At 69.2% G+C, this 24,610-nt stretch carries 20 protein-coding genes, 1 tRNA gene and 1 pseudogene; 17 read left to right on the top strand and 5 right to left on the bottom strand.

The features are described 5' to 3' along the window. Nucleotides 1–96 precede the first annotated feature (96 nt). Nucleotides 97–1,947, top strand: a complete 1,851-nt coding sequence (locus tag MQH10_RS18980) for an ABC transporter transmembrane domain-containing protein (RefSeq protein ID WP_242565566.1) — start codon at nt 97–99, stop codon at nt 1,945–1,947. On the opposite strand, the gene MQH10_RS18975 is transcribed toward MQH10_RS18980, so the two are convergent. After that, the gene (locus MQH10_RS18975; RefSeq protein ID WP_242565565.1) at nt 1,944–3,419 is read right to left on the bottom strand and encodes an AMP-binding protein; all 1,476 of its coding nucleotides are present in this window, start codon (nt 3,417–3,419) and stop codon (nt 1,944–1,946) included. The two genes, MQH10_RS18980 and MQH10_RS18975, sit on opposite strands and share 4 nt — an antisense overlap. A gap of 206 nt (nt 3,420–3,625) precedes the next feature. Between MQH10_RS18975 and MQH10_RS18970 the strand changes: the two genes are divergently transcribed. From MQH10_RS18970 to MQH10_RS18950, 5 genes are all read left to right on the top strand, one after another. Beyond that, nucleotides 3,626–5,176 (top strand): class I adenylate-forming enzyme family protein, encoded by a 1,551-nt coding sequence (locus tag MQH10_RS18970; protein ID WP_242565564.1) that lies wholly within the window; start codon nt 3,626–3,628, stop codon nt 5,174–5,176. Next, nucleotides 5,173–5,667 carry a ribonuclease E activity regulator RraA gene (rraA, locus tag MQH10_RS18965; protein WP_242565563.1) on the top strand — a complete coding sequence of 165 codons (495 nt, stop codon included), beginning with the start codon at nt 5,173–5,175 and terminating at the stop codon, nt 5,665–5,667. Before MQH10_RS18970 ends, rraA begins: the two co-directional genes overlap by 4 nt. Before the next feature lie 109 nt (nt 5,668–5,776). Next, a tRNA-Ser gene (locus MQH10_RS18960) sits at nt 5,777–5,866 on the top strand. Nucleotides 5,867–6,088: 222 nt separating this feature from the next. Beyond that, entirely contained in the window at nt 6,089–6,880 is a 792-nt protein-coding gene (locus MQH10_RS18955) for a hypothetical protein (protein WP_242565562.1), read from the top strand. Between the two features lie 112 nt (nt 6,881–6,992). After that, on the top strand, nt 6,993–7,424 hold the full coding sequence (locus MQH10_RS18950; protein WP_242565561.1) for a DUF3429 domain-containing protein: 432 nt from the start codon (nt 6,993–6,995) through the stop codon (nt 7,422–7,424). Nucleotides 7,425–7,428: 4 nt separating this feature from the next. On the opposite strand, the gene MQH10_RS18945 is transcribed toward MQH10_RS18950, so the two are convergent. After that, a complete protein-coding gene (locus MQH10_RS18945; RefSeq protein ID WP_242565560.1) occupies nt 7,429–7,605 on the bottom strand; it encodes a hypothetical protein in 177 nt (58 codons plus the stop codon). A 155-nt stretch (nt 7,606–7,760) separates the two neighbouring features. Between MQH10_RS18945 and MQH10_RS18940 the strand changes: the two genes are divergently transcribed. From MQH10_RS18940 to MQH10_RS18930, 3 genes are all read left to right on the top strand, one after another. Further along, nucleotides 7,761–9,326: a glycosyltransferase family 39 protein gene (locus MQH10_RS18940; protein ID WP_242565559.1), complete on the top strand. Its 1,566-nt coding sequence runs from the start codon at nt 7,761–7,763 to the stop codon at nt 9,324–9,326. A gap of 107 nt (nt 9,327–9,433) precedes the next feature. Further along, nucleotides 9,434–11,038 (top strand): hypothetical protein, encoded by a 1,605-nt coding sequence (locus tag MQH10_RS18935; RefSeq protein ID WP_242565558.1) that lies wholly within the window; start codon nt 9,434–9,436, stop codon nt 11,036–11,038. Nucleotides 11,039–11,059: 21 nt separating this feature from the next. Then, nucleotides 11,060–12,826, top strand: coding sequence for a DUF885 domain-containing protein (locus MQH10_RS18930; protein WP_242565557.1), 1,767 nt, complete (start codon nt 11,060–11,062; stop codon nt 12,824–12,826). 176 nt (nt 12,827–13,002) lie between these two features. Here the strand turns inward: MQH10_RS18930 and efp are convergent, their stop codons facing one another. After that, nucleotides 13,003–13,569 carry an elongation factor P gene (efp, locus tag MQH10_RS18925; protein ID WP_242565556.1) on the bottom strand — a complete coding sequence of 189 codons (567 nt, stop codon included), beginning with the start codon at nt 13,567–13,569 and terminating at the stop codon, nt 13,003–13,005. Between the two features lie 149 nt (nt 13,570–13,718). On the opposite strand from efp, the gene epmA reads away from it, so the two are divergent. The 3 genes from epmA to MQH10_RS18910 all read left to right on the top strand — a co-directional run bounded on the left by epmA (nt 13,719) and on the right by MQH10_RS18910 (nt 17,125). Beyond that, nucleotides 13,719–14,774 (top strand): EF-P lysine aminoacylase EpmA, encoded by a 1,056-nt coding sequence (gene epmA / locus MQH10_RS18920; protein ID WP_242565555.1) that lies wholly within the window; start codon nt 13,719–13,721, stop codon nt 14,772–14,774. 69 nt (nt 14,775–14,843) lie between these two features. After that, nucleotides 14,844–16,088, top strand: a complete 1,245-nt coding sequence (locus MQH10_RS18915) for a hypothetical protein (protein WP_242565554.1) — start codon at nt 14,844–14,846, stop codon at nt 16,086–16,088. Beyond that, nucleotides 16,085–17,125, top strand: a complete 1,041-nt coding sequence (locus MQH10_RS18910) for a lysine-2,3-aminomutase-like protein (RefSeq protein ID WP_242565553.1) — start codon at nt 16,085–16,087, stop codon at nt 17,123–17,125. The genes MQH10_RS18915 and MQH10_RS18910 overlap by 4 nt, the downstream gene beginning before the upstream one ends. Here MQH10_RS18910 and MQH10_RS18905 read toward each other — a convergent pair. Both MQH10_RS18905 and MQH10_RS18900 read right to left on the bottom strand, forming a co-directional pair. Continuing rightward, nucleotides 17,113–18,417, bottom strand: a complete 1,305-nt coding sequence (locus MQH10_RS18905) for an amino acid permease (RefSeq protein WP_336605126.1) — start codon at nt 18,415–18,417, stop codon at nt 17,113–17,115. The genes MQH10_RS18910 and MQH10_RS18905 overlap by 13 nt on opposite strands. 3 nt (nt 18,418–18,420) lie before the next feature. Then, a complete protein-coding gene (locus MQH10_RS18900) occupies nt 18,421–19,431 on the bottom strand; it encodes an aromatic ring-hydroxylating oxygenase subunit alpha (RefSeq protein WP_242565551.1) in 1,011 nt (336 codons plus the stop codon). A 174-nt stretch (nt 19,432–19,605) separates the two neighbouring features. Between MQH10_RS18900 and MQH10_RS18895 the strand changes: the two genes are divergently transcribed. The 5 genes and pseudogenes from MQH10_RS18895 to MQH10_RS18875 all read left to right on the top strand — a co-directional run. Beyond that, nucleotides 19,606–20,022 carry a rubrerythrin family protein gene (locus tag MQH10_RS18895; RefSeq protein ID WP_242565550.1) on the top strand — a complete coding sequence of 139 codons (417 nt, stop codon included), beginning with the start codon at nt 19,606–19,608 and terminating at the stop codon, nt 20,020–20,022. Nucleotides 20,023–20,184: 162 nt separating this feature from the next. After that, a complete protein-coding gene (locus MQH10_RS18890; RefSeq protein ID WP_242565549.1) occupies nt 20,185–21,546 on the top strand; it encodes a heterodisulfide reductase-related iron-sulfur binding cluster in 1,362 nt (453 codons plus the stop codon). A gap of 15 nt (nt 21,547–21,561) precedes the next feature. Further along, nucleotides 21,562–22,154 (top strand): annotated as a pseudogene (locus tag MQH10_RS18885) (DUF3501 family protein). A 72-nt stretch (nt 22,155–22,226) separates the two neighbouring features. Next, complete coding sequence (locus MQH10_RS18880; protein WP_242565548.1) at nt 22,227–23,474, top strand: hypothetical protein; 1,248 nt, start codon at nt 22,227–22,229, stop codon at nt 23,472–23,474. Further along, a partial coding sequence (locus tag MQH10_RS18875) for a DUF2272 domain-containing protein (protein ID WP_242565547.1) occupies nt 23,471–24,610 on the top strand: 1,140 nt, incomplete at its 3' end. The genes MQH10_RS18880 and MQH10_RS18875, both read left to right, overlap by 4 nt.

The raw sequence follows: 24,610 nt of genomic DNA, 5'->3' as shown, positions 1-24,610 counted from the left end.
GAGCGGCATCAAAGAGGACGGCCCGCCGAGTGGGCGGGCGCGAACGAGCCGCGCCTATACAGGAAAAGGCGGGGCAAGAGCAAGGGCGCGATTTTCATGAGTGATTTGGGGGCCGAGCCTCAGGTGGACGGCCGGCCGACGGCAGGGGCCGCTCTGGTGCAGGAGATCTCCGAGGCCGCGCAGCGCAGACCGCGCAGCCGCAATGTCAAAGCGCTCGGCCGGCTCCTGCCGTTCATCGGGGCGCACAAGGCCGATGCGGGCTTCGCCAGCGTGTTCCTGCTGACCGCGACGGCCGCCACCCTGGGCCTGTCCGCCGCCGTCCGCCTGCTCGTCGACCACCTGACCTCGGCCAAGGCCAACCCGCAATCCGTCGACGCCTGGTTCATCCTGTTGGGCGCCGTCGCCGTCGCCCTCGCCCTGTCCTCGGCCCTTCGCTATTTCTTCGTCACCAAGCTGGGCGAGCGGATCGTCGCCGACCTGCGCAAGGCCACCTACGCCCATATCCTCACCCTCGACCCGGCCTTCTTCCTGGCCACCAAGACCGGCGAGGTGCTGTCGCGCCTGACCACCGACATCCAGATCGTCGAGAGCCTGCTCTCCACCTCGGTCTCCATGGCGCTGCGAAATTTCCTGACCCTGATCGGCGCCCTGATCATGCTGATGGTGGTGAGCCCCCACCTGACCGGCCTGGTCCTCTTGATCTTCCCTGTCGTCCTGGCGCCGCTCTTCCTGTTCGGCCGCCAGGTCCGCAAGCTGACCGCCTCCACCCAGGACCAGTTCGCCAAGGCCGTCGGCCATGCCGGCGAAACCCTCGACGCCCTGGAGATCGTCCAGGCCTTCGGGCGCGAAGCCTCCGGCGCCGCCCGCTTCGGCGACGCGGTCGAGGCCTCGTTCCGCACCTCTCTGCGCCGCATGACCGCCCGCGCGATCATGACCGCCGCGGTCATCGCACTGGTCTTCGGCGGCGTGGTGGCGATCTTCTGGCTGGGCGTCCATGCCGGCCTGCGTGGCGACATGAGCTGGGGGGCGCTCTTCCAGTTCGCCCTGCTCTCCGTGCTCGCCGCCAGTTCGGTGGGCGCGCTCGGCGAGACCTGGGGCGATGTCCAGAAAGCCGCCGGCGCGATGGAGCGGATCTCCGACCTGCTCGACGCCCAGCCTGGCATTTCGGCCCCCGTGGTCCCCAAGCACCTGCCGGTGGCGGGCGCGGGCGAGGTCGCCTTCGACAATGTCACCTTCGCCTACCCCGGCCGCCCGGACCTGCCGGCGCTCTCCGGCTTCACCTTGCGCGTGGCCCCCGGCGAGCGGGTGGCCCTGGTCGGCCCGTCCGGCGCCGGCAAGAGCACCGTCTTCCGCCTGCTGCTGCGCTTCTATGATCCGCAAACGGGCGTGGTCCGCGTCGACGGCGTCGACCTGCGCGACGCCGACCCGGCCGAAGTCCGCCGCCGCATGGCGCTGGTCGCCCAGGAGAGCCCGTTGTTCTCGGGTTCGCCGACCGAGAACATCCGCTTCGGCCGCGAGGGCGCCAGCGAGGCCGAGATCCACGCCGCCGCCCGGGCCGCCCAGGCTGACGGCTTCATCCAGGCCCTGCCCCAAGGCTACGACACCCCGCTGGGCGAGCGCGCCCGCAGCCTGTCTGGCGGCCAGCGCCAACGCCTGGCCATCGCTCGGGCCCTGGTCCGCGAGGCGCCGATCCTGCTGCTCGACGAAGCGACCAGCGCGCTGGACGCCGAGAACGAGCAGCTTGTCCAGCGCGCCCTCGACGGCGCCATGGACGGCCACACCACCCTCGTCATCGCCCACCGCCTGGCGACCGTGCTCAAGGCCGACCGCATCGTGGTGATGGACGCCGGCCGCGTGGTCGAGCAGGGCACGCACCAGGAGCTGACGCACCGCGGCGGGCTCTACGCCCGCCTGGCCGCCCTGCAGTTCGGCGACGCGGCGGCTTAAGCGACCGGCTTCAGCCTCGCCTCCCTGAGCGCCGAGCGGCGCACCTTGCCGGCGTCGTCGCGCAGGGGCTCGTCGACGAACTCGTAGGTCCGGGGCTGCTTGTAGGTGACCAGCCGGCCCGACAGGTGCTCGCGCAGGGCAGCCTCGTCGCATTCGCCCTTGGTCTGGACGATGGCGTGGATCAGGTTGCCCAGGTCGTCGTCGGGGATGCCGATCACCGCGCAGGACTGCACCGCGCCGTGCTCCTCCAGGGCCGCCTCGATCTCGGCCGGATAGACGTTGGATCCGCCGACCAGGATCATGTCGGTGCGCCGGTCGGCGAGGTACAGATAGCCGTCGGCGTCGAACCAGCCGATGTCGCCCAGGCTCTCCCAGCCGCCCTCCAGCGTCTTGGCCGTGGCCCCCAGATATTTGTAGGACGGCGGCGCGCCGGCCGGACGGCGCATATAGATCTCGCCCACCTCGCCGGGCGGCAGCACAGACCCGTCCTCGCCGACGGCGATCATCTCGCCCACGGTCACACGGCCGACCGAGCCGCGATGCTCCAGCCATTCCGTCCCGGTGATGGTGGTCACGGCCTGGGCCTCGGTGCCGGCATAGAGCTCCATCACTGTCTCAGGCCCCACCCAGTGGATGAACGCCTCCTTCAGCCAGGCCGGGCAGGGCGCGGCCAGGTGCCAGAGGGTCTCCAGAGACGACAGGTCATAGGCGCCCCGAGTCTCCTCCGGCAGCCGCCAGATGCGGGTCATCATGGTGGGCACCAGATAGATCCAGGTCGCCTTGTGCGCCTGGATCGCCGCCAGGGTCCCCTCGGGGTCGAAGCGCGGCAGGATCACCATGTGGGCGCCCTGGCCGAAGGCGGCCATCATCATGCCGAAGCCGGCGTTGTGATAGAGCGGGGCGGGCAGCAGAGCGATCGAACCGGTGCGCATCCGCCAGCCGCCGACCTCCGGCGTCACCGCCGCCGTCACCCCCGGCTGGCCGGACAGGATCAGCTTCGGCCGGCCGGTGGAGCCGCCGCTGGTCGGCGCCTTGGACACCGGGGCGGTAGCGTCGGGCAGGTCGCTGTCGTCGTCGGACTTCGCCAGGATGTCGGCCAGGGTCACCAAGGGCCGATCGATCACCATCTTGAAGTCGGCGATGACGATCGGGGTCGCGGCCAGCTCCATGATCGCCTCCAGCTCCGCCTGGGGCAGGCGGAAGGAGACCGGCTGCGGCGTCGCGCCGAGCTTCCACAGGCCCCAGCAGGCGACGGCGAAGTCGATGGAGTTGGGCAGGCCGAGCGTCACCAGGTCCCCGTGCTTGACCCCCAGCGCCGCCAGGCCGCGGGCCGCGCGGTTGGTCAGGCGGTGGAACTGGCCATAGGTGAGCGTCTCGTCCTTGCAGGAGACCGCCGGGGCGTCGGGCTTCAGCTCCGCCCACTGCTTGAGCTTGGCGCCCAGGGAGATCATTTCGGGGGTGTCGTCGGCCATAATATGTTCCGTCCCAATGGCCTGGTCGGCGGGGGGGCCGCGACGCCAGGCGTCTTTTGAAAATAGCTGTCGCCGCCGATAGGAAAGAGCGGTCCCGGCTACTTTCCTCCACGTCAGGCCTTGGCGGCAAGCGGGCGATTGCGGGGGCCGCGCTTTCCGGCCTAAGAGGACCCAACAATTCGAACGATCGGTAGGTAGGAGGCCCCATGTCCGTCGAAGACATCCTGACCCAGGAATTCGGAACCCTGGCCGACGTCATCGCCGCCCAGGCCGCGGAGCGCGCCGACAAGCCCGCCCTGGTCGACGCCAAGCGCACCATCACCTATGGCGAACTCGACGGCCTGATGGACCGCATCGCCGTCGCCCTGCAGCGCGACGGGGTCGGCAATGCCGATGTGGCCGCCATCTGCGCCACCTCCAGCGTGGAATACGGCGCGACCTTCTTCGGCATCCTGCGCGCCGGCGGCGTCGTCGCCCCCCTCGCCCCCTCCTCCACGCCCGAGAGCCTGGTGGTCATGCTGAAGGACTGCGGGGCCAAGGTCTTCTTCCTGGACAAGGGCGTGTCGGATGCGCTCGCCGGCGTGGCGGGCGATATCACCGCCAAGCGCGTGGCGCTGGACGGCTCCGACGCCGGGATCGCCTTCGAGGCCTGGCTGGCCCCGGCCGGCGCCAAGCCCGCCCCGGTAACCGTCACCCCCGACCAGGGCTTCAACATCATCTATTCGTCCGGCACCACCGGCACGCCCAAGGGCATCGTCCAGCCGCACGCCATGCGCTGGGGCCAGATCCGCCGCGGGGTCTATCCCGACACGGCGGTCTCGATGATCTCGACCCCGCTCTATTCCAACACCACCCTCGTCTCCTTCCTGCCGACCCTGTCGAACGGCGGCACGGCGGTGCTGATGCCCAAGTTCGACGCCGAGCAGTTCCTGAAGCTGTCCGAAAAGCACCGGGTGACCCACGCCATGCTGGTGCCCGTACAGTACCGCCGGCTGATGGAGCGGCCCGATTTCGACAGCTACGACCTGTCGAGCTTCGTCATGAAGTTCTCGACCAGCGCGCCCTTCCCGGCCGAGATCAAGGCCGACGTGCTGAAGCGCTGGCCGGGCGGCCTGATCGAATATTACGGCATGACCGAGGGCGGCGGCTCCTGCGGCCTGCGCGCCCACGAGTTCCCCGACAAGCTGCACACGGTGGGCCAGCCCCTGCCCGGCCACGACATCCGCCTGATCGACGAGGACGGCAAGGAAGTGGCCCAAGGCGAGATCGGCGAGGTCGTGGGGCGATCGGGCGCCATGATGGTCGGCTACCACAACCAGCCGGGCAAGACCTCGGAGGCCGAGTGGTACAGCCCGGAAGGCCTGCGCTACATCCGCACCGGCGATGTCGGCCGCTTCGACGAGGACGGCTTCCTGACGCTCATGGACCGCAAGAAGGACATGATCATCTCCGGCGGCTTCAACATCTATCCCTCCGACCTCGAGGCCGAGATCGTCCAGCACCCGGCGGTGCTGGAAGCCGCCGTGGTCGGCGTCGCCTCCAAGGCCTGGGGCGAGACCCCGGTCGCCTTCGTGGCGTTGAAGACCGGCGCCAGCGCCGACCCGGCCGAGATCCGCGCCTTTGTGAACGGCAAGGTCGGCAAGACCCAGCGCCTGGCCGACCTGGTGCTGATCGACAGCCTGCCGCGCAGCCACATCGGCAAGGTGCTCAAGCGCGAACTGCGCGATTCCTACAAAGGCGAGGCCCTCACCGCATGACCCTTCCCAACGAGATGGGCGTCAGCGTCGCCGACCTGTGCGACGCCCACGAGGACGAGATCGAGGTCTGCGAACTGCAGTTCAAGGACTATGGCGGCCGCACCGCCTTTTCCGGCCCGATCCGCACCGTGCGTTGCCACGAGGACAATTCGCTCGTGAAGGCCACGCTCGCCACGCCGGGCGAGGGCTGCGTGCTGGTGATCGACGGCGGCGGCTCCCTGCACCGGGCCCTGGTCGGCGACATGCTGGGCGCCGACGCGGTGAAGAACGGCTGGTCCGGCGTGGTGGTGAACGGCGCGGTGCGCGACACCGCCGTGCTCGGCACCCTGGAGCTGGGCGTCAAGGCCCTGGGCTCCCACCCCATGCGCAGCGTCAAGCGCGGCGAGGGCGTGGTCGACACCCCCGTCGCCTTCGGCGGCGTGGTCTTCGTGCCCGGCGACCGTCTCTATGCCGACGAAGACGGCGTCGCCGTCCTGCCCGCCGACGACTGAATCGGAAGCCGCAGCCCGGGGCTAAACAGCCTCTTGCTTCGGAAGGGTCGGATGAGTAGGTTCCGCCCCTCGCTCGGCGGGCCCCCCTTGGGGGCCTCCAGACGGCTCCGGAGAGGTGGCTGAGTGGTCGAAAGCACCGCACTCGAAATGCGGCGTACCTTTACCGGTACCGTGGGTTCGAATCCCACCCTCTCCGCCACGACCTAATCTCCAGTCCAGAGTCTGCCGACGTTCCGCGGGGGCGGAGCCTTGGCCCGAGCCCGGTTCCGGGCTTTCACGGGGCGTGGGCCCAGGCATAGTGGGCTCGCGGCCGGGGGGACCGAGGACGATGCGATGCTCGAAACCGGTTGCAGCCGCCCTGACGGTCCTGGCCCTGGCGTCCACTCTAGGCTGCCAGCCCGTGGCCAGGGCCGAGGGCCGGATGCGGCAGATCTATGAGACGCCGGACGGCCGGATCCGCATCGTCGGGCGGGCGGAGCTGGGGACCGGGGAGGCCGAGGCCATCGCTGGCCGGGTCCAGGCGGCCTATGACTGGGTGGCCCGGACCCAGGCCTGGCCCGATGCCGCGCCCCTGTCTGCGCCGCTGCAGGTGACCGTGGCCGAGACCCCGGGGGTGTTGGGCGTGGCGATGAAGGACCGGTTCAAGGTCGGACTGGCCTATCTCAGGTCCGATCCGGTGCTGTCCGCCGGGACCCTGGCCCACGAGCTCACCCACATCCAGGACCGACGCGAGGTCCGCCCCTCCGGCGTTCCCGGTTTCATCGCCGAAGGACGGGGTCTGACCGACGGCTTCATGTACCGTCGCAGCCTGGGCTATCCGCCCCAACCCTATGACCGCAGCCTGGCCCGGGCGATCGCCGGTTATACGGCGGCGGACGCCGCCGCGGTCTTGGACGACCTGAGCCCCGGCGACCTGGCCGATCCCGCCGCCAATCGACGGCTGGAATTCATCGGCGCCTGGTTCGTCGAGTTTCTACGGACACGCTGCGGCGGGGCCGGCTTTGTCGATGTTCAACCCCGCCTGGCGCGGGTGATCACCGAGATGCGCGGCGGCGCGGACTTCGGGGCCGCCTTCAAGGACGTCTTCGGGCTGGACTGGGACGCGACACGGACGGCGTTCGTCGCCGAGGCGCGACAGACCCGCGGCGCCGAGCGGCTGAAGGGCACGATCTGGCAAGGCCTTGCCGAGGCGCCCCATTCAAAAACACCCTAGGCGCCCAGAGCGCGCGGCCCAAGTCAAGGCCTCGACCGCGAGCGGCCAGACCCGGCTGTTCGCCGCCATCGCCCCGGCGCATAAGGTCCGCGACGCCTCTGGAGAATTCGCCATGCCCTCCCCCGCCCCCCGCATCGCCTGGATCTATGGCCTAGCCGGACTGATCCCGTTCGCGGCCGCCGCGGGGGTCGCGGCGCTCAGCCGCGGGATGATGGCCGACTACGCGCTCATGACCCTGCTGGTCTATGGCGCGCTCATCCTGTCGTTCCTGGGCGGGGCGCGCTGGGGCATGGAGGTCGTGCGGCCCCAGGTGCGGATCGCCGTGATCAGCCTGAGCATGGCGCCGACTTTGGCCGGCTTCGCCCTGTTGATCGCGCCGCACGCCGACCGCGGGGTGCAATGCGCCCTGATGGCGGCGGCCTTCGTCGCGCAGTGGGTCTGGGACACCCGCGGCTTCGTGCATCCCGCATGGTATCCGCGCTTGAGGACGGTGCTGACCCTGGGGGCGGTCGCCGCGCTCGGTGTAGGGTCCTTCGTCGCCTGACGGCCTAGCGCGACATCCAGGGCTTGGATTTCGACGAGGCCTGGGCGGCGGCGGCGCGCTCGCGCTGGAAGCGGCCCCCGCGCGGCGGCTTGGGCTTGGCCTCGATGGCCGCCTTCTTCAGGCGCAGGGCCCGCTGGATCGGCGTCTCGTTGGCGGGCGGGGCGTCGTCGTCAGCGGCCATGGTCAGGATCCTTCACCGCCGACCTTAGCGCGACCGGGCCCCGCGCGCCCGAGAAATCCGGCCGCCGGCTCCGTTACAGCCACCGACACCGGGGCGCCCCATTTTCCACCCGACCAGAAGCTTCACTTTGGGGACCTGCGCCCCAAGGAGACCCGATGACCTGGCCGACCCGTCTGACCGCCCTGGTGCTGGGCGGCCTGCTGGCCGTTCACCTGGCCTGGGCCTTCCACGGCCTGGCGACCTCCAGCTACTGGATCGACGAGCTCTTCACCCTGTTCGTGGTCGATCACCCCGGCGGCTGGGGCGAGGTCCTGGCCCGCGCGCTGACCGACACCCACCCGCCAGCCTATTACCTGGCGCTCAACAGCTGGATCGGCCTGTTCGGGTCGTCGGAGGTCGCGGTGCGCGGCTTCAGCGCCCTCTGTGCGGTCGCCGCCGTGGTCGTCTTCGTGGGCGGGACCCGGGGGGTCTATTCCCTGCGCGCCCGTCTGTTCGGCGCCCTCGTCGCCGCCAGTTCCCTGTGGTGGTTCACCCAGTCCCAGAACGCCCGGAACTACGCCTTCTGCATGCTGGCCAGCGCGGTCCTGGCCGTCGCGGCCTGCGCCATCCGCCGCCGGGAGGCCGACGCAGGACCATTTCCGGCCCGCGCGGTCGCAGGCCTCGCCTGCGCCGGCCTGATCGGATCGATGGGCCATTTCTACATGCTGCTGCAGACCGGCATGGTGTTCGCGGTCCTGATCCTCACCACCCGCGATCGACGCCTACAGGCCGCTGTCGCCGGAGCGGGGCTCGCGATCCTGGCCGTGGCGCTCATCTATATCCACGCCCTGCGCGCCCACACCCTGCAAAACTTCGACGCCCTGTGGTTCGGCAAGGACTGGCCGTTCTTTCGCGCCCAGCTCAACGGCGCCTGGCGGGCGGGGTTCAGCGGCGAGATCCAGGCCGCCTTGGTCATCCTCCTGGCGGCGCTCGCCGGCTGGCGCGGCCGGGCGCCCCAGGCGCCTGATGGGACCGACCGCAGGGTCGGGGACTGGATGGCCGCCACCGGTCTGATCGCGGCGGGCGGCGCCGGCGTGTTGGGCGTCGTGGTCACCCTGGCCTACGCCCCGTCCTTCTCCGATCTGAACCTGCTGACCGGCTTTCCCATGACCTGGCCGGCCGCGGCCTGGCTCTATGACGCGGCGCTGGGTGGACGCGGCCCGAAATGGGAGGCCGGCCTCGCCCTCGCCCTGGCGGTCTGCGTCGCCCTGCGCCTGCCGGTCCTCGAACGCCGTGACGTCTCGCGGATGGAGGACTGGCGCGGATCGGCGGCTTTCGTCTCCGGCCTGGCCGCCTGCCGGGGCGAGGAGATCCCCGTCATCCTGCCCTTCCGCTTCGGGCCCTCGACCGCATTTTTCCGCCAGCTCGCCGAGCGGGATTTCTTCGGCCGCTATTATCGCGGCGGCGGACGGCTGAAGGCCTATCTGCCCGACGAGCTCGCCCATGACCCCGGGCTTGCCGCCCTGTTCGGCCGGCGCGCCCGGGGCGGCTGTCCCGTCCTGGCCTGGAGCGTCCACGATGTCGGACCGCGCGAGGCCGAGCAGATCCGCACGGCGCTTGCCGCCCGCCCGGAATTGGCCGGCGCGCGCGTCGTCGCCCACGGCTTTCCCAGCCACCGCCGGCCCCATGAGCCCGAGCCGCGCGGCGACTGGGCCTTTGTCTACGAAGTCTCGCGCCCCTAGGCGGTCGCCCCGCAGGCAGGCGGCGGACCGACCCGCGAGGACGCCGCCTCTGACTTGACCCGGTTCGCCGCGAGGCCTTGGAGTAGGCGCCCGCCCGGAGCGCCTGAGTGAAGTTCGTCAAGTTCCTGCCCGAGACCCTGTCCGCGGCCCTGCTAGCGGTGTTCCTGGGCTGGGCGTTCCACGGGCTTTCGACCTCCAGCTACTGGATCGACGAGCTCTTCACCCTGTTCGTCGTGGATCATCACGGCGGTTGGAGCGAGGTCATGGCCCGGGCCCTGACCGATACCCACCCCCCTGCCTATTATCTCGCGCTCAACAGCTGGATCGGCCTGTTCGGATCCTCGGAGGTCGCCGTCCGGTCGCTGAGCGCGATCTGTGCGACCGGGGCCGTGGCGGTGTTCATGGCCGGGACGCGGGGCGTCTATTCCCTGCGGGCGCGCCTGTTCGCCGGCCTGGTCGCGGTCGGCACGGCCTGGTGGTTCAACCAGTCCCAGAACGGCCGCAACTACGCCTTCTGCATGCTGGCCAGCGCCGTCCTGGCGGCCGCGGCCGTCGCCATCCGCCGCCGCCAGGCGCAGGGCGGCCCGTTCCCGGCCAGGGCCTACGCGACCCTGGTCGCCGCAGGCCTGATCGGGTCGATGGGCCATTTCTACATGCTGCTGCAGACCGGCATGGTGTTCGCGGCCCTGATCCTCACCACCCGCGATCGACGCCTGCAGGCCGCCGTCGCCGGAGCCGGTCTCGTGATCCTGGCCGTGGCGCTCGTCTATATCCACGCCCTGCGCGTCCACACCCTGCAGAACTTCAACGCCCTGTGGTTCGGCAAGGATTGGCCCTTCTTCCGGATGGAGCTGACCGGCGTCTGGGAGGACCTCATGGACGGCAAGGTCGAGGTCGCCCTGGGCGGCCTCCTCCTGGCGCTTGCGGCCTGGCGCGGGCGGGCGGCACGGGCGCCGGAGGGGAGCGACCGTCCGCTCGGCGACTGGCTGGCGGGCGCCGGCCTGTTCGCGGCGGTGGCAGCCGCCCTGCTCGGGGTCCTCGTCACCCTGGTCTATACGCCCTCCTTCTCCGACCAGAACGTCCTGGTCGCCTTCCCCCTGATCTGGCCAGGTCTCGCCTGGCTCTATGACGCGGCCCTGGGATCGAGAGGCCCCCGCTGGGAGGCCGCCCTGGGCCTTGCCGTGTTCGTCTGTATGGCGCTGCGCCTGCCGCTCACCCTGGAGCGGCGGGACATTCAGCGGATGGAGGACTGGCGCGGCTCCGCCGCCTATGTGTCCAATCTCCCCGCCTGCCGGGGCCAGGACATTCCGGTCGTCCTGCCCTACCGCTTCGGCCCCTCCACCCTGTTCTTCCGGCGGCTCGCCGAGGCAGACTTCTTCGGCCGCTATTATCGCGGCGGCGGCCGGCTCCAGGCGTTGCTGCCCGATGAGCTGGCGGGGGATCCGGCGCTGGCCCCGCTGTTCACGCCCCGCGCCCACGGGGGCTGTCCCATCCTGGCCTGGAGCGTCCACGATGTCGGCCCGCCCGACGCCGAGCGGATCCGCGCCGCCCTGGCCGCCCGCCCAGAGCTGGCCGGGGCGACGGTCGTCGCCCACGGATTTCCCAGCGACTATGGCCCCAATGACGACGAGCCGAATGGCGACTGGGCCTATGTCTATGAGGTCGCCAAACCCGCGCCCCCTAGCCCGAAGCCCCGGCGCAAGGTCAGATAGGCCACGCTTTCGGAGTTTCGCATGTCCCGCACCGCCACGCGCCTGGGCCTCGCCGCCCTCTTCGCCGCAACCGCCCTGACCTCCCAGGCCCTCGCCGCCGACGCGGCGGGCGATGCGAAGTTCAAGGCGCTCTACACCCGCGAATGGGCCTGGCGCAGCGCCGAGCTGGACGGCCAGGAGGGCGAGGATTCCACCGATCGCATGGCCGATCACCTGCCGCGCATCGACGCCGCCCATCAGACGGCCCGGCTCGCCTATTGGACCAAGGTCATGGCCGAGCTCGACGCCATTCCGGCGGCGAGCCTGTCGCCGGAGGCGAAGATCAACGCCCAGATCTATCGTGACCAGATCGCGGTCCTGATCAATCAGCAGAAGTTCCGGGACTATGAGAAGCCGCTGAACGGCGATTCCGCCTTCTGGTCGGACCTGACCGGCGAGGCCCGCAAGCCCCTGCGCGACGCCGCCGAATATGAGCGCTACATCACCCAGCTGGGCGACTTTCCGCGCTATTTCGGCGAGGAGATCGTCAATATGCGCGCCGGCCTGGCCCGCGGCTTCACCCCGCCCCAGGTGGTGCTCAAGGGCCGCGACGCCTCCATCGCCTCGGTGGCCGAGGCCAAGGGCGAGGCCAATCCCTATTTCGGGCCGCTCAAGCAGATGCCGGCCTCGATCCCCGCCGCCGACCAGGCCCGGCTGAAGGCCAAGGCGCTTGCGGCCATCGAGAGCTCCGTGATCCCGGCCTATGCCGAGCTCCTGACCTTCATGCGGACCACCTATCTGCCGGCCGCCCGGGCGGATCTCGCGGCCGAGACCCTGCCCGACGGAAGGGCCTATTATCAGAGCAAGATCAAGGAGTTCACCACCCTCGACATGACCGCCGACCAGATCCACGCGCTCGGTCTGTCGGAGGTGGCCAAGATCCACGCCCAGATGCTGGACGTCATGAAGGAGACCGGGTTCCAGGGCGACTTCCCGGCCTTCCTGACCTATCTGCGCACCGATCCGAAGTTCTACGCCAAGACCCCGGAAGAGCTGCTGATGCGGGCGGCCTGGATCGCCAAGCGGTTCGACGGCAAGGCCGACCAGTATTTCGGCTATCTGCCGCGCAAGCGGTTCGCGATCATCCCCGTGCCGGACGACATCGCGCCCTATTACACCTCGGGCCGCGGCGGCCCCGGCGTCTATCTGGTCAACACCTACAACCTGCCGTCCCGGCCGCTGTACAATCTGACGGCGCTCACCCTGCACGAGAGCGCGCCCGGCCACGCCTTCCAGATGCCGATCGCTATGGAGCACAAGGAACAGCCGGAGTTCCGTCAGAAGGTCTACATCTCCGCCTTCGGCGAGGGCTGGGCGCTCTATTGCGAGAAGCTCGGCCTGGAGATGGGCATGTACGAAACGCCCTATGACCGGTTCGGCATGCTGACCTATCAGATGTGGCGCGCCGCCCGACTGGTGGTCGACACCGGCATCCATTCCAAGGGCTGGACTCGGGAGCAGGCCCAGCGGTTCCTGCACGACAACACCGCGCTCAGCGACCATGAGATCGAGACCGAGGTCGACCGCTATATCGGCTGGCCCGGCCAGGCCCTGGCCTATTATCTCGGCGAGGCGACCATCCTGGCGGCCCGGGAAAAAGCCGAGAAGGCCCTGGGCCCCAAGTTCAACCTGCGCGCCTTCCACGACACCGTGCTGGAGCTGGGCAGCGTGCCCATGCCGGTGCTGACCGCCCGCATCGACCGCTTCATCGCCGAGGGCGGCAAGGGGCCCTATCCGGATCTGGAGTAGCTAATTTCCCTTCTCCCCTTGCGGGAGAAGGTGTCGGCGAAGCCGACGGATGAGGGGTCTTGCTCCGCCATCGGCGATTCTGGGGACGCCGCATTCGGAGAGGTCTGTTTGACCCCTCACCCGACCCTGCTGCGCAGGGCCACCCTCTCCCGCAGGGGGAGAGGGGACCAAGTCATTTAGTCCTTGGCGCGTTCGATATAGGTGCCGTCTTCCGTCAGGATGACGATGCGCGTGCCGGCCGCGATATAGGGCGGGACCATGACGCGGGCGCCGTTGGTCAGGATGGCGGGCTTGTAGGACGAGGACGCGGTCTGGTTCTTCACCGCCGGCTCGGTCTCGGCGATCTCGAAGGTCACGCGGCTGGGCAGCTGCATGGCGATCGGCACGCCCTCGTGCAGGGACAGGATGCAGGTCATGCCGTCCTGCAGCCAGGAGGCGTTGTCGCCCACCACGTCTTCCGGAACCACGACCTGGTCGAAGTTCTCCGGGTTCATGAAGTGATAGCCTTCCCCGTCGTTGTAGAGGAAGTTGTAGTCACGGTCGTCGACGAAGGCGCGCTCGACCTGTTCGGTCGTCCGCCAGCGTTCCGAGACCTTCACGCCGTCGGAGATGCGGCGCATGTTCAGCTGGGTCACCGGGGTGCCCTTGCCGGGGTGGATGTTCTCCGCGGTCAGCACGACATAGAGCCGGCCTTCCATATCGACGACGGCGCCCTTGCGGAGCGAGCTTGCAGCGACCTTCACTTAAGTTCTCTTCCTCGAAGCTTGCCGCGCCCCTCGAGGAGCGCGCGGTCTTGTAAATCTTGAGCGCACCTATAGCGATCCGCGCCAAGATCGCCAGTCGTCTTCGTCCCTTGCGGCTCCAGGCCGCCGCCGAACCGGAACCCAAACCCGTGCCGATCCCCTCCCCCTCCGCCTGGTGGGCTCCCGAGCGCCACGCCGATCGCCGGGGATTTCTGACGACCCGCAACCGTATCACCCGCGCCGTCCGCGCCTGGTTCGAGGTCCGCGGCTTCGAGGAGGTGGAGACCGCGGCCCTGCAGATCTCGCCGGGCAACGAGGCCCATCTGCACGCCTTCTCCACCGACGCGGTCGGCCATGACGGCGGTCGCACGCGGCTCCACCTGCACACCTCGCCGGAGTTCGCCTGCAAGACCCTGCTGGCGGCGGGCGAGACGCGGATCTTCAGTCTGGGTAAGGTCTGGCGCAATCGCGAGCGCGGCCCCCTGCACCATCCCGAGTTCACCATGCTGGAATGGTATCGGGTGCGGGAACCCTACGAGACCCTGATGGCCGACTGCGCGGCCCTGCTGGCGCTCGCGGCCGAGACGGCCGGCGCCAAGGCCTTCGCCTTCCGCGACATGAGCATGGACCCCTTCGCCGAACCGGAGCGGCTGACGCTCGCCGAGGCCTTCGACCGCATGGCCGGGATCGACCTTCTGACCACGGTGGCCGCCGACGGATCGACGGACCGCGACGCCCTGGCCGCATCCGCCCGGGAAAAGGGAATCCGGGTCGCCGACGACGACACCTGGGCGGATGTCTTCTCCCGCGTGCTGGTCGAGAAGATCGAGCCCTTCCTGGGCCAGGGCCGGGCGACGATCCTGTGCGAATATCCGGTGGCGGAAGCCGCGCTGGCGCGACCCAAGCCGTCGGATCCCCGCGTGGCCGAGCGCTTCGAGCTCTATGGCTGCGGGGTCGAGCTCGCCAACGCCTTCGGGGAACTGACCGACGTGGCCGAACAGCGCCGCCGCTTCGAGGCCGAGATGGTCGAAAAGCTCCGCGTCTATGGCGAGACCTATCCGATCGACGAGGACTTCCTGGCGGCGCTCGCCCACATGCCTCCGGCCAGCGGATCGGCGCTGGGCTTCGACCGGCTGGTCATGCTGGCGACGGGGGCCAGCCGCATCGATCAGGTGCTGTGGGTCCCGGTCGCCGAGACGCCATAAGCGCGCCCGAATGTTCGCCGGAGAATGGTCACCCCTGGCGCCGTACAACTCGCATTGGTTGAAGGCGATATGACGATACTGGACGAGGAGTTCGCGGCGGCTCTGGCGAAGGGGTCTGGCCGCGCCATGAAACTCCTTCTGCAGGCGCCAGAGCGCAAAGGCCTGCACGACCAAATCATTCGCGCCTGCGTGAGCAATCTCGCCTTCGACCGTCAATGCGAGAGCGAACGCAGTGCATATTTGGCCCGCCTCATCACCGCGAGCGATAGCCCGGCGGCCCTCTTTTCCAAGCTGGAAACTGCGCTGATCTCGGCCGACGAGGATACAGACGTACCGCAGCTTTTCACCGTACTGGTCCGTTTGGTCAGGATTTTACCCCAGCTTGAAGGGGACGCCCTCCGTGGAGCCTTCGCAGGCCTATCCGACGAGGACCAGCTGGACTGTATGGAGGGCCTGATCCTCCTCGATGGCGCAGCTGCATTGCTGGATTGCGCCGAGCTATTGGCATCTCGGCTCAAGTCTGAAGGTTGGCGAGTTCAGGGCATGCTGGACGCGCTTTTCGAGCGCGACGGGGCGAATTCCGAACAGACCCTCAGGGAATTGCGAGCGAATCATCTGCAGCTCGACGAGCTCATGTCGTCTATCGAGGATGTAGGACAACCCGAACCTTCGGTGGACGATGAAGCCTACGATTTGGCGGCAATAAGATCAGACATATTCGGCGGACGACGCCCACCGGGCGCTTGGAGACGAAAGCTATCGCAGGCTGATTGGAGCTCGCTTACCGCGGAAATGTTGGAGCGCATCGACGAGAATGATGCCGCCCAACTCCTTCGCCACTTCACGGGACGGCCTTTCCCCGACGATCCAACGCGCCTGTTCAAGTGGCTCGACAGTCCGATCCCCAGAGTGTCTGGGATCACCGCAGGGATCCTCGGACGCGTACCGCATCCTCGGGTTCGCCAAGAAGCGCTACAACGGCTCGCAATGGGCGACCAGGGCGTGCGCTTGCTCCTCGCGAACTACCAACCCGGCGACTTTGCAAAGATCGAACCCTTGCTTCATAAGCCGCCGTCCGAGGAGCGCGCTCACGATCTCGGCCTCTCCGTTCTTGCCCTGCTCGATAAGAACGACGTCTCCACCGACGAATGCAGGACCACTCTCCTGAACCTATACGAACACACGCCCTGTAGCCTCTGCCGGAACAGCGCAGTCAGGACCTTGGTCCGCCGAGGTGCTGCGCCTGCGTGGATGGCTGATGAGTGCCGCTTCGACGCGGATCCGGAAACGGTTCGGCTGTTCTCAACCTCATGACCACGACCAAGACCCTTCGCAGTCCCCAGGCCCTGGCCGACGCCGGCCTGATCGCGCCGGAACGCCTGCCGGCGCTGGAGCGGGTGGCGGCGCAATATGCGGTGGCGATCACGCCCGCCATGGCCGAGCTGGTCGAGGATCTGGACGACCCCATCGCCCGCCAGTTCCTGCCCCATGAGGCGGAGCTGGTTCAGAGCCCCGAAGAATCCGCCGATCCGGTCGGCGACGACAGCCACAGCCCGGTCGAGGGGATCGTCCACCGCTATCCCGACCGCGCGCTGCTGAAGATCACCCACACCTGCGCCGTCTATTGCCGGTTCTGCTTCCGCCGCGAAATGGTGGGGCCCGACGGGGTGAAGCCCCTGTCGCCCGCGGCGCTGGACGCGGCTCTGGCCTATGTCGCCGCGACCCCGGCGATCTGGGAGCTGATCGTCACCGGCGGCGACCCCTTCGTGCTCTCGCCCCGGCGGATCGCCGAGCTGATGGCCAGGTTGGCGCAGATCGACCATGTGAAGGTGGTCCGCTTCCACACCCGCGTGCCGGCCGTCGATCCGGCCGCCGTGACCGACGAGTTGGTCGCCGCCCTGAACTGCCCGGGCAAGGCGGTCTATGTCGCCCTGCACGCCAATCACGCCCGCGAGCTGACGCCCGCCGCCCGCGCGGCCTGCGCCAGAATCGTCGACGCCGGCGTGCCGATGATCGGCCAGACCGTGCTGCTCAAGGGGATCAATGACACGCCGGAGACCCTGGGCGCCCTGATGCGGGCCATGGTCGAGACGCGGATCAAGCCCTACTACCTGCACCATCACGACCTCGCGCCCGGCACCGGCCATCTGCGCACCACGCTGGCCGAGGGACATGCAGTGATGCGGGGCCTGCGGGGCCGCTATTCCGGCCTCTGCCAGCCGACCTATGTGCTGGATATCCCCGACGGCCACGGCAAGGTGCCGGTCGGCCCCGACTATCTGTCGCAAGCTGCGGACGGGGCGACGGCGGTCGAGGACCCCAACGGCGTCGTGCGGCCCTATGCCGGCTGAAGCCTGCGCCAGCGCGACACGCCGTAGAAGGCGAAGCTGAGCACCGCCACCATCAGGGTCGGCAGCCGCAAGGCGGGATCGGAAACCGCGATCACGCCGGCGGAGAACAGCGCGCCAACTCCCCCGGCGATCCGGGCGATGATGCGGCTGCGCGCCGTCTCCAGCTCTGTCGCCATCTTCACCAGGGCGAGCGAGCAGAGCAGGTAAAGCACCATGGAAATGACCACGGTGACATTGATCAGCACCCCGAACTGCTTGCCGAGAGTCGGCGAGGCGCTGGCGTAGATGCTGACCGACATAATCAGGCCCACCAGGACGAGATCGCGCACCATCCGGCTGTCCGGCGTCACGTCGGAGGTCCAGCGCGGCAAGAAGCCCACAGCTGCGCCGGAGCGGTTGGACTCCGCCCCCACCAGGATCCAGCCGCCCAAGGCCCCGAAGGTCTTGGCCAGGGCGCAGGCGGCGACCAGGGCGGCCGCCAGGCCACCCGCCACCCCGCGGATGGCGTCGGCGAAGGGCGCGGTGGAGGCGGCCAGGGTGCGGGCGGGCAAGAGGCCCAGGATCGCCACCGAAGCCAGGAGGTAAACCGTAAGCGCGAGGGCCACCCCGCCCACGGCGGCGAGCGGCAGGTTGCGCTTGGGATTATCGATGATGGCCGCGACGATGTTGGCGCACTCCAGGCCCAGAAAGGCCCAGAAGATCGGGGTGACCGAGGTGAGGGTCGCCGCCAGGTCCGAGCGGCCGCTGACGTTCCAGGAGGCGGCGAACACCTCCGGCCGGAAGCTGACGAAGCCCACCCCGATGGCCAGGACGATGGGAGCGAGGCCGATCAGCAGCGTCGCCGCCCCGATCCGCGCCATCAGCTTCGGACCGATGAGGTTGGCGCCCACCATCAGCCAGATGATCCCGATGCTTGAGACCAGGCCGGGCCCGGTCGCCTTCAGGGCTGGAAAGAAGAAGCTCAGATAGCCCGTGGCGGCCACCGCAACCCCGGAGGTCCCGAAGCAGCAGGTGACCCAATAGGTGAACCATCCGAAGTGGCCGAGCGCTGGCCCGAGTCCCTCGGTCGCATAGGCCACCGCCCCGTCCGCATGGGGCCGCAGGAGGCCGAGATAGGCGAAGACCAGGGCGAGCACGAGCGCCCCGCCACCGGCGATGAGCCAGGAGAAGATGGTGATGGACCCCACCGCTCCGAGCGTCGCCGGCAGCAGATAGAGCCCTGAGCCGATCATGTTTCCGGCCACGATCACCAGGGCGGCCCAAAGGCCGAGCTTTCGACCCCCCTGCGCCACCGCCTAGGCCGGGACCGACGGCGCGATCGCCTCAGCCACCTGTGTCTGGAACCAGGCCACCCCGTCCTCGTGGCGGGGCGACAGCACGCCGGTGTCATAGATCCCAGCGTCGAGATTGCGCTGCACCGCCTCGCAGATCTTCACGTCCTCGGCGGTCAGCTGGTTGGAAGCGGCCAGCACCGCGTCCATATCCGCCGTCTCGGGGTCGTAGAAATACAGGTAGTCGAGCCGGGTCTTGGCGTGGCCGATCGGGCGCATGTGCTCGACCATCAGGCCGTAGCGATAGACGTTGAAGGCGAGGTTCGGCCAAAGCCAGGCCCACAGCCCGTCATTGACCCCGCTCTTGGTCGGGACTTCGTGGACCGCGACGGCGCCGTCCATCCGCACCCGATAGCCCTCGGTCTCGACCTCTTCGGCCAGCGCCGGATGCACCACCGGGATGTGATAGCCCTCGAGATAGTTCTCGACATAGGTCTTCCAGTTGCAGGCGATGTCGTGGCTGCGGCGCAGGGTGGCGGACGCCAGGCTCATGCCGCGCTCGGCGAACATCCGCTCAAGGGGCGCCACCAGCTCGGCGAGCGGGCCGGCCTTCTGGTCGAGATTGACGAAGACGAAACCGCGCCAGGTCTCGGTGCGCACCGGATGCAGCCCGAATTCGCGCGGATCGAACCCCTCGGCCGCGCCGAAATCCACCGCCGAGCGCAGCCGTCCGTCGAGCGCATAGCGCCAGCCGTGATAGCGGCAGGTCAGCTCCGCGCCGCAGCTGCCACGGCCGTCCTCGACCAGGGGCCCGGCCCGGTGGCGACAGACATTGTGGAAGCCGCGCAGGGTCTGGTCCGCCCCGCGCACCGCCAGCACCGGCCAGCCCGCGACCTCGCCGGCCAGATAGTCGCCTGCCTCGGGGACCTCACTCTCGTGACCCAGAAACTGCCATCCGGCGGCGAACACAGCGGTGCGTTCGCGCTCATAGGCCTGGGGGTCGCGATAGAGCCTGGAGGAGAGAGTGAGCTGCATGTGGGGCAGTTCGGCTGAAGCCGGGACCGGCGTCAACAGCCCAGTCCCAATTCATAGATCTGATCTATGCGATCCATAAATTAAATCGATTTGGTCTATTTCGCGAAGAGATCATAGTGCGGTCCGACAATAGATTGGCCGGGACTCCACCCGGCCTGAACATGGGAGAAGACGATGGGCCTCGCCGCCAGCAAAACCCTGCAGAATCTGAAAGACGCCTTCGCCGGCGAGAGCCAGGCGAACCGCCGCTATCTCTATTTCGCCCAGAAGGCCGACATCGAAGGCTATAACGACGTCGCCGCCGTGTTCCGCTCGACCGCCGAGGGCGAGACCGGCCACGCCCACGGCCACCTGGAATTCATGGAAGAGGTTGGCGATCCCGCCACCGGCCTGCCGATCGGCGGCACCGAGAACAACCTCAAGGCCTCGATCGCCGGCGAAACCCACGAATACACCGACATGTATCCGGGCATGGCCAAGACCGCCCGCGAGGAAGGTTTCGACGAGATCGCCGACTGGTTCGAGACCCTGGCCAAGGCCGAGAAGTCCCACGCCGGCCGCTTCCAGCGCGCCCTGGACACCCTGGGCTAATCCTATCCTCCCCTGCGCAGCGGGGGAGGGGGACCGCCCGTAGGGTGGTGGAGGGCGCGCGACCGGGCGCCGAGCCTGAGGCCGCCCCCACCACCGGCTTCGCCGGTCCCCTCCCCCGTGAACGGGGGAGGAGACGCGGCACCGCTGATCAGGAGAACGACCGTGGCCGACGCCCCCAAGACGCCGGCGCGCGAGGGCAGCCTCGATGCGCCTTTCCGTCATCCCATCGCCTGGCGCGACGAGGCCTATTACGACCTGGCCGCCGTCGAGAAGGAGATGGAGCGCCAGTTCGACGTCTGTCACACCTGCCGGCGCTGCTTCAATCTGTGCGACAGCTTCCCGCGCCTCTTCGACCTGATCGACGAGAGCAAGACCGGCGAGCTCGATAGCGTCGCCAAGTCCGACTACGCCAAGGTCGATGAGGCCTGCACGCTCTGCGACATGTGCTTCCTGACCAAGTGTCCCTATGTGCCGCCGCACGAGTTCGACATCGATATCCCGCACCTGATCCTGCGCTACCGCGCCGCCAAGCGTCGCGCCGGGGAACGGGATTTCGTGCGCGAGCAGCTGGGCCAGACCGATCGCAACGGCAAGCTGGCCAAGCCGGTCGCCGGCCTCGCCAACTGGGCTACGGCCCGCAAGAACACGCCCTTGCGCCAGCTGCTGGAGGCGATCGCCGAGATCGACGCCGAGGCCGAGCTGCCCCAGTACCATTCCAAGACCGCCACCGACCTTTTGAAGACGCCCTTCGCCCCCGATCCGGCCGGCCCGGCCTTCGGCCAGCGCAAGGTGGCGCTCTATGCGACCTGCTTCGTCGACTACAACCAGCCCGACACCGCCGTCGCCGCCGCCAAGGTCCTGGCCAGGCAAGGGGTCGAGGCCAAGCTGGTCTATCCGGAATGCTGCGGCATGCCCCAGCTGGAGGCCGGCGACCTCGGCGACGTGGCCGGCCGCGCCGAGCGGGTCGCCAAGGTGTTCGCCCCGCTGATCGAGGACGGCTACGAGGTCGTGGCGCTCACCGCCAGCTGCGGCCTGATGATGAAGTTCGAATGGCCCCTGCTGGAGCCGGAGAACCACGCCGTCCTGCGGCTGGCCGCCGCCACCCGCGACGTCAGCGAATATGTGGTCGAGCTCGCCAAGACCTTCGGCCTGGCGCCCGGCCTCACCCCCGTCGAGGGCGGGGTCACCGTCCATCACGCCTGCCACGCCCGGGCCCAGAACATGGGCGCGAAGTCGGCCGAGATGCTCAAGCTGATCCCCGACACCAAGGTCGAGATCGTCGAGCGCTGTTCCGGCCATGGCGGCACCTTCGGGGTGATGAAACAGACCCGCCCCCTGGCCGTTAAGGTCGGCAAGCCCGCCGCCAAGCAGGTCGCGCAGAAGGGTTCGGCCGAGCTCTGCTCGGACTGCCCTCTGGCCTGCAAGCACCTGGGCCAGCTGCTGACGGTCGAGACCGGCCCGGCCACGGCCCCGCGCCAGTCCCACCCCATCGAGATCTTCGCCCGCGCCTATGGGGCGCTTTAGGAAGAGACGCCCGCCATGCCCCTCGCCCTTCGCCAGATCACGCCGGAAGACCTGATGCCGGACGCCGAGTTCGCCAAGGTGCGCAAGGAACGGCGCAGCGCGCTGATGCCGATCAAGCGCCTGCGTCGGGTGCATCTGGGGCCGCATTGCACCTTCTTCTTCGAGAGCTACGAGACCATGCTCTTCCAGGTCCAGGAGATGCTGCTCATCGAAAAGGGCGCGCCGCCCAGGTACCGGACGAACTCTCGGCCTATAATCCGCTGATCCCCCAGGGGACCGAGCTGGTGGCCACCGTGATGTTCGAGATCGAGGACGAGGTGCGCCGCGCCCAGATCCTGGCCCGGCTCGGCGGGGTCGAGAGCCTGATGTATCTCAAGGTCGGCGACGACAAGATCTACGGGGTCTCCGAGGACGAGGTCGAGCGGACGCGCGAGGACGGCAAGACCTCCTCGGTTCATTTCCTGCACTTCGGCCTCAAGCCCGAGAGCGTCGCAAAGTTCCGCGACCCGGCCACGACCGTGATGATCGGCTGCGACCACGAGGCCTATGCCCACATGGCCCTGCTGTCCCCCTCGACCCGCGCCGAACTCGCCCGAGACTTCGCCTGAACCCTTCCACGCCCCAAGGTTGACGGGCGGGAGCGCGACTGCGACGCTTCCCCAACCCTTGGGGAGGCCGATATGCGCGCGAAAAGCGCCGCCGCCATGATCCTCGCCTGGGCCGTCGCCCAGCTCTGGGGCGGCGCGGCCTGGGCGGCTGCGCCTCAGATCCTGGTCCGGCAGCCCGCCTACGCCGACGACGCAGGACAGGTCCGCAAATGGCGGCTGACCGATTCCATATGGGGCTTCTTCACCCCGCTGTTCCTGGGGCTGGCCGACGAGCTGGACCGCTGCAAGCACGCCGATCCCGCCGCCGCCGCGGGTCTGCGCATGTCGCCCAACCGGCTGGACCGCAGCGGCGTCGCCGCCATCGCCGCCCTGCGCGACTGCCGCAAGGGCTGGTTCCGCAAGGTTCCCGACGCCGCCCTGCCGGAAAAGGTCTGGAGCCGCCTGCTCAAGGACCAGCCCCCGCCGACGCCGCTGGATCGCGCCAAGGTGCTGGCCTTCGGCGCCGCCCCGCTCACGCCGGACTATGACCGCACGATCTGGGACTGGGACCGGGGCGCCGGCTGGACCAGCGCCGACCCGGACTCGATCCTCAGCTGGGGACCGTTCAAGGCCACGGCCGGACATGGCTGCACCCTGCAGAAGGCGCTCTCGGCCCTGGTCGCCCAGCCGGCTGCCGCAGCCCTGGTGCGCGAGCACTTCGAGGGCGAGACCGCCGTGCTCGAGCGCCTGCTCGACCGCACCGACCCCGACTGGTGCGCCCATCAGGCGGCGGTTCTGAAGCCGGTCTTCGACGACCCCGAGCGGCGGGAGGAGTTTCGGGTGATCTTCGCGCGCCTGGCCGCCCATCCCGAGATTCGGGCCGGCTATGACGCCTATTTCCTGGGACCCGCCGGCTATCTGGCGGGGCGGATGGGCCGCTATTACAGCCTCTACGCCCAGGCGGGCCTGACCCCCACCGAGACCGACTTCGCCTTCTTCCTCGACCGGTCCCTGGACTATCCGCCGCTGGGCGACGCCCTGACCGCCCAGCTCCTGCCGCTGCTGAAGGCGGCGGGTCCCGACACCTGGAAGGCGCGCAGGATCATCGCCAACCAGACCCCCTTCACCTCGCCCGGCGCCCGAAGCTTCCAGATCGGCCGCGACGCGGTCTACTGGGTTGACGCCGTGGGCCAGGCGGGCCTCGATCCCGTCGAGGCGAGCTCCTGGGTGCGCAACAGCCGGCTCAAGGCCTCGGACGTGGGCCTGACCGAGCGGCCCTATGCGCCGCCCTGCGCCGTCGTCTACCTGCCGGCCTGCGCCGCGGCGGATGGCCGGCCATGACCCGGTCCGCCCTGATGCTGGCGGCCGCCCTGGTCGCCGCGCTCCAGTCGCCCCCCGCCCCTGCGGCGGCGGCGAGCTATCACATCGACCGCGCGGCCCTGAAGGACGCCTGCATGGCGGCCAGCGCCCGGCCGCCCGCCGCCGTGGCCCAGGAGATCTCCCGCGTCGCCAACGACCAGTGGGGCAAGTTCGGCTACGGGCGGGTGAAGGAGACGGCGGTCGACACCGTGATCGACAAGACCGGCGACGGCGGCCTGTCCGGCTCGCTGTCCTGGGACGCGGTCTATCAGTTCTGGGCCTACACCGGCTTCGACGGGGTGCTGACCTTCCCCTATGACGTGGTGATCGGCCCCTCCGGCCCTCAGGTGCTGCAGGCCAACACCCGCCAGAACATCGAGGCGGCCAACGCCAAGTTCGGCGCCGGCGCCCCCACCGCCAAGGCCATTGCCGGCGCCATCAAGCGCTCCAGCGCCTCGACCCTGCCCTGGTCGGCCGTATTCGTCTCCTCGGTGATGAAGCAGGCCGGTCTGGCCAATGATCAGTTCCGGCCGGCCCCGGCCCATGCGGGCTATATCCAGGCGGCGATCGACGCCTATGGCCTGGGCCGCAAGGCCTATGCCTACCTGCCCTGCGACCCGAGCTGGGTCGAGCCGCGGGTCGGCGACGTGATCTGCTATTCCCGCAACTCCAGCCCGATCCGCAGCTTCAGCCAGGTGCTGGCCGGGGTCGAGGCGGCCAAGGGCGCCTTCGGCTACGAGTCCCACTGCGACATCGTCAGCCAGGTGGCCCGCTCGCCCAAGCATGTGGTGCATTCCATCGGCGGCAATGTCGGCGACACGGTCACCAAGACCGAGCGGACCCTGGCCGGCGGGCCGATCACCACCGGCAAGCCGATCGCCTGGATCGCCGTCCTGGCCCTGAAGCCCGATCCAGATCCGGTCCCGCCCCCGGCGCCCTCGGGGCCGACGGCGCCGGCCGATCCCACGCCCGTCCCAGATCCCGCGACGCCTGTCCCCGCCGCAGCGCCAGCCGTCCCACGCCCCGCCGCGCCGGCGGCGCCTGCGCCTGCGCCAGCCCCGGAAGCGCCTGCGCCGCCACCTGCGACGCCTGTCACGCCGCCCGCTGCGGCTGACCCA

It is taken from the genome of Phenylobacterium aquaticum, from assembly GCF_022695515.1.
In the GTDB taxonomy this organism is placed as follows: Bacteria; Pseudomonadota; Alphaproteobacteria; order Caulobacterales; family Caulobacteraceae; genus Phenylobacterium; species Phenylobacterium aquaticum.
This window is presented reverse-complemented; position numbering and strand designations above follow the sequence as displayed.

Bases quoted from the DNA above. Each gene is read 5' to 3' on its own strand.
- MQH10_RS18910 (WP_242565553.1), top strand. From the start codon at position 16,085: ATGACCACGACCAAGACCCTTCGCAGTCCCCAGGCCCTGGCCGACGCC.
- MQH10_RS18980 (WP_242565566.1), top strand. From the start codon at position 97: ATGAGTGATTTGGGGGCCGAGCCTCAGGTGGACGGCCGGCCGACGGCA.
- MQH10_RS18950 (WP_242565561.1), top strand. From the start codon at position 6,993: ATGCCCTCCCCCGCCCCCCGCATCGCCTGGATCTATGGCCTAGCCGGA.
- MQH10_RS18895 (WP_242565550.1), top strand. From the start codon at position 19,606: ATGGGCCTCGCCGCCAGCAAAACCCTGCAGAATCTGAAAGACGCCTTC.
- MQH10_RS18880 (WP_242565548.1), top strand. From the start codon at position 22,227: ATGCGCGCGAAAAGCGCCGCCGCCATGATCCTCGCCTGGGCCGTCGCC.
- MQH10_RS18955 (WP_242565562.1), top strand. From the start codon at position 6,089: ATGCGGCAGATCTATGAGACGCCGGACGGCCGGATCCGCATCGTCGGG.
- MQH10_RS18900 (WP_242565551.1), bottom strand. From the start codon at position 19,431: ATGCAGCTCACTCTCTCCTCCAGGCTCTATCGCGACCCCCAGGCCTAT.
- MQH10_RS18975 (WP_242565565.1), bottom strand. From the start codon at position 3,419: ATGGCCGACGACACCCCCGAAATGATCTCCCTGGGCGCCAAGCTCAAG.
- MQH10_RS18940 (WP_242565559.1), top strand. From the start codon at position 7,761: ATGACCTGGCCGACCCGTCTGACCGCCCTGGTGCTGGGCGGCCTGCTG.
- MQH10_RS18915 (WP_242565554.1), top strand. From the start codon at position 14,844: ATGACGATACTGGACGAGGAGTTCGCGGCGGCTCTGGCGAAGGGGTCT.
- MQH10_RS18930 (WP_242565557.1), top strand. From the start codon at position 11,060: ATGTCCCGCACCGCCACGCGCCTGGGCCTCGCCGCCCTCTTCGCCGCA.
- rraA (WP_242565563.1), top strand. From the start codon at position 5,173: ATGACCCTTCCCAACGAGATGGGCGTCAGCGTCGCCGACCTGTGCGAC.
- MQH10_RS18970 (WP_242565564.1), top strand. From the start codon at position 3,626: ATGTCCGTCGAAGACATCCTGACCCAGGAATTCGGAACCCTGGCCGAC.
- MQH10_RS18945 (WP_242565560.1), bottom strand. From the start codon at position 7,605: ATGGCCGCTGACGACGACGCCCCGCCCGCCAACGAGACGCCGATCCAG.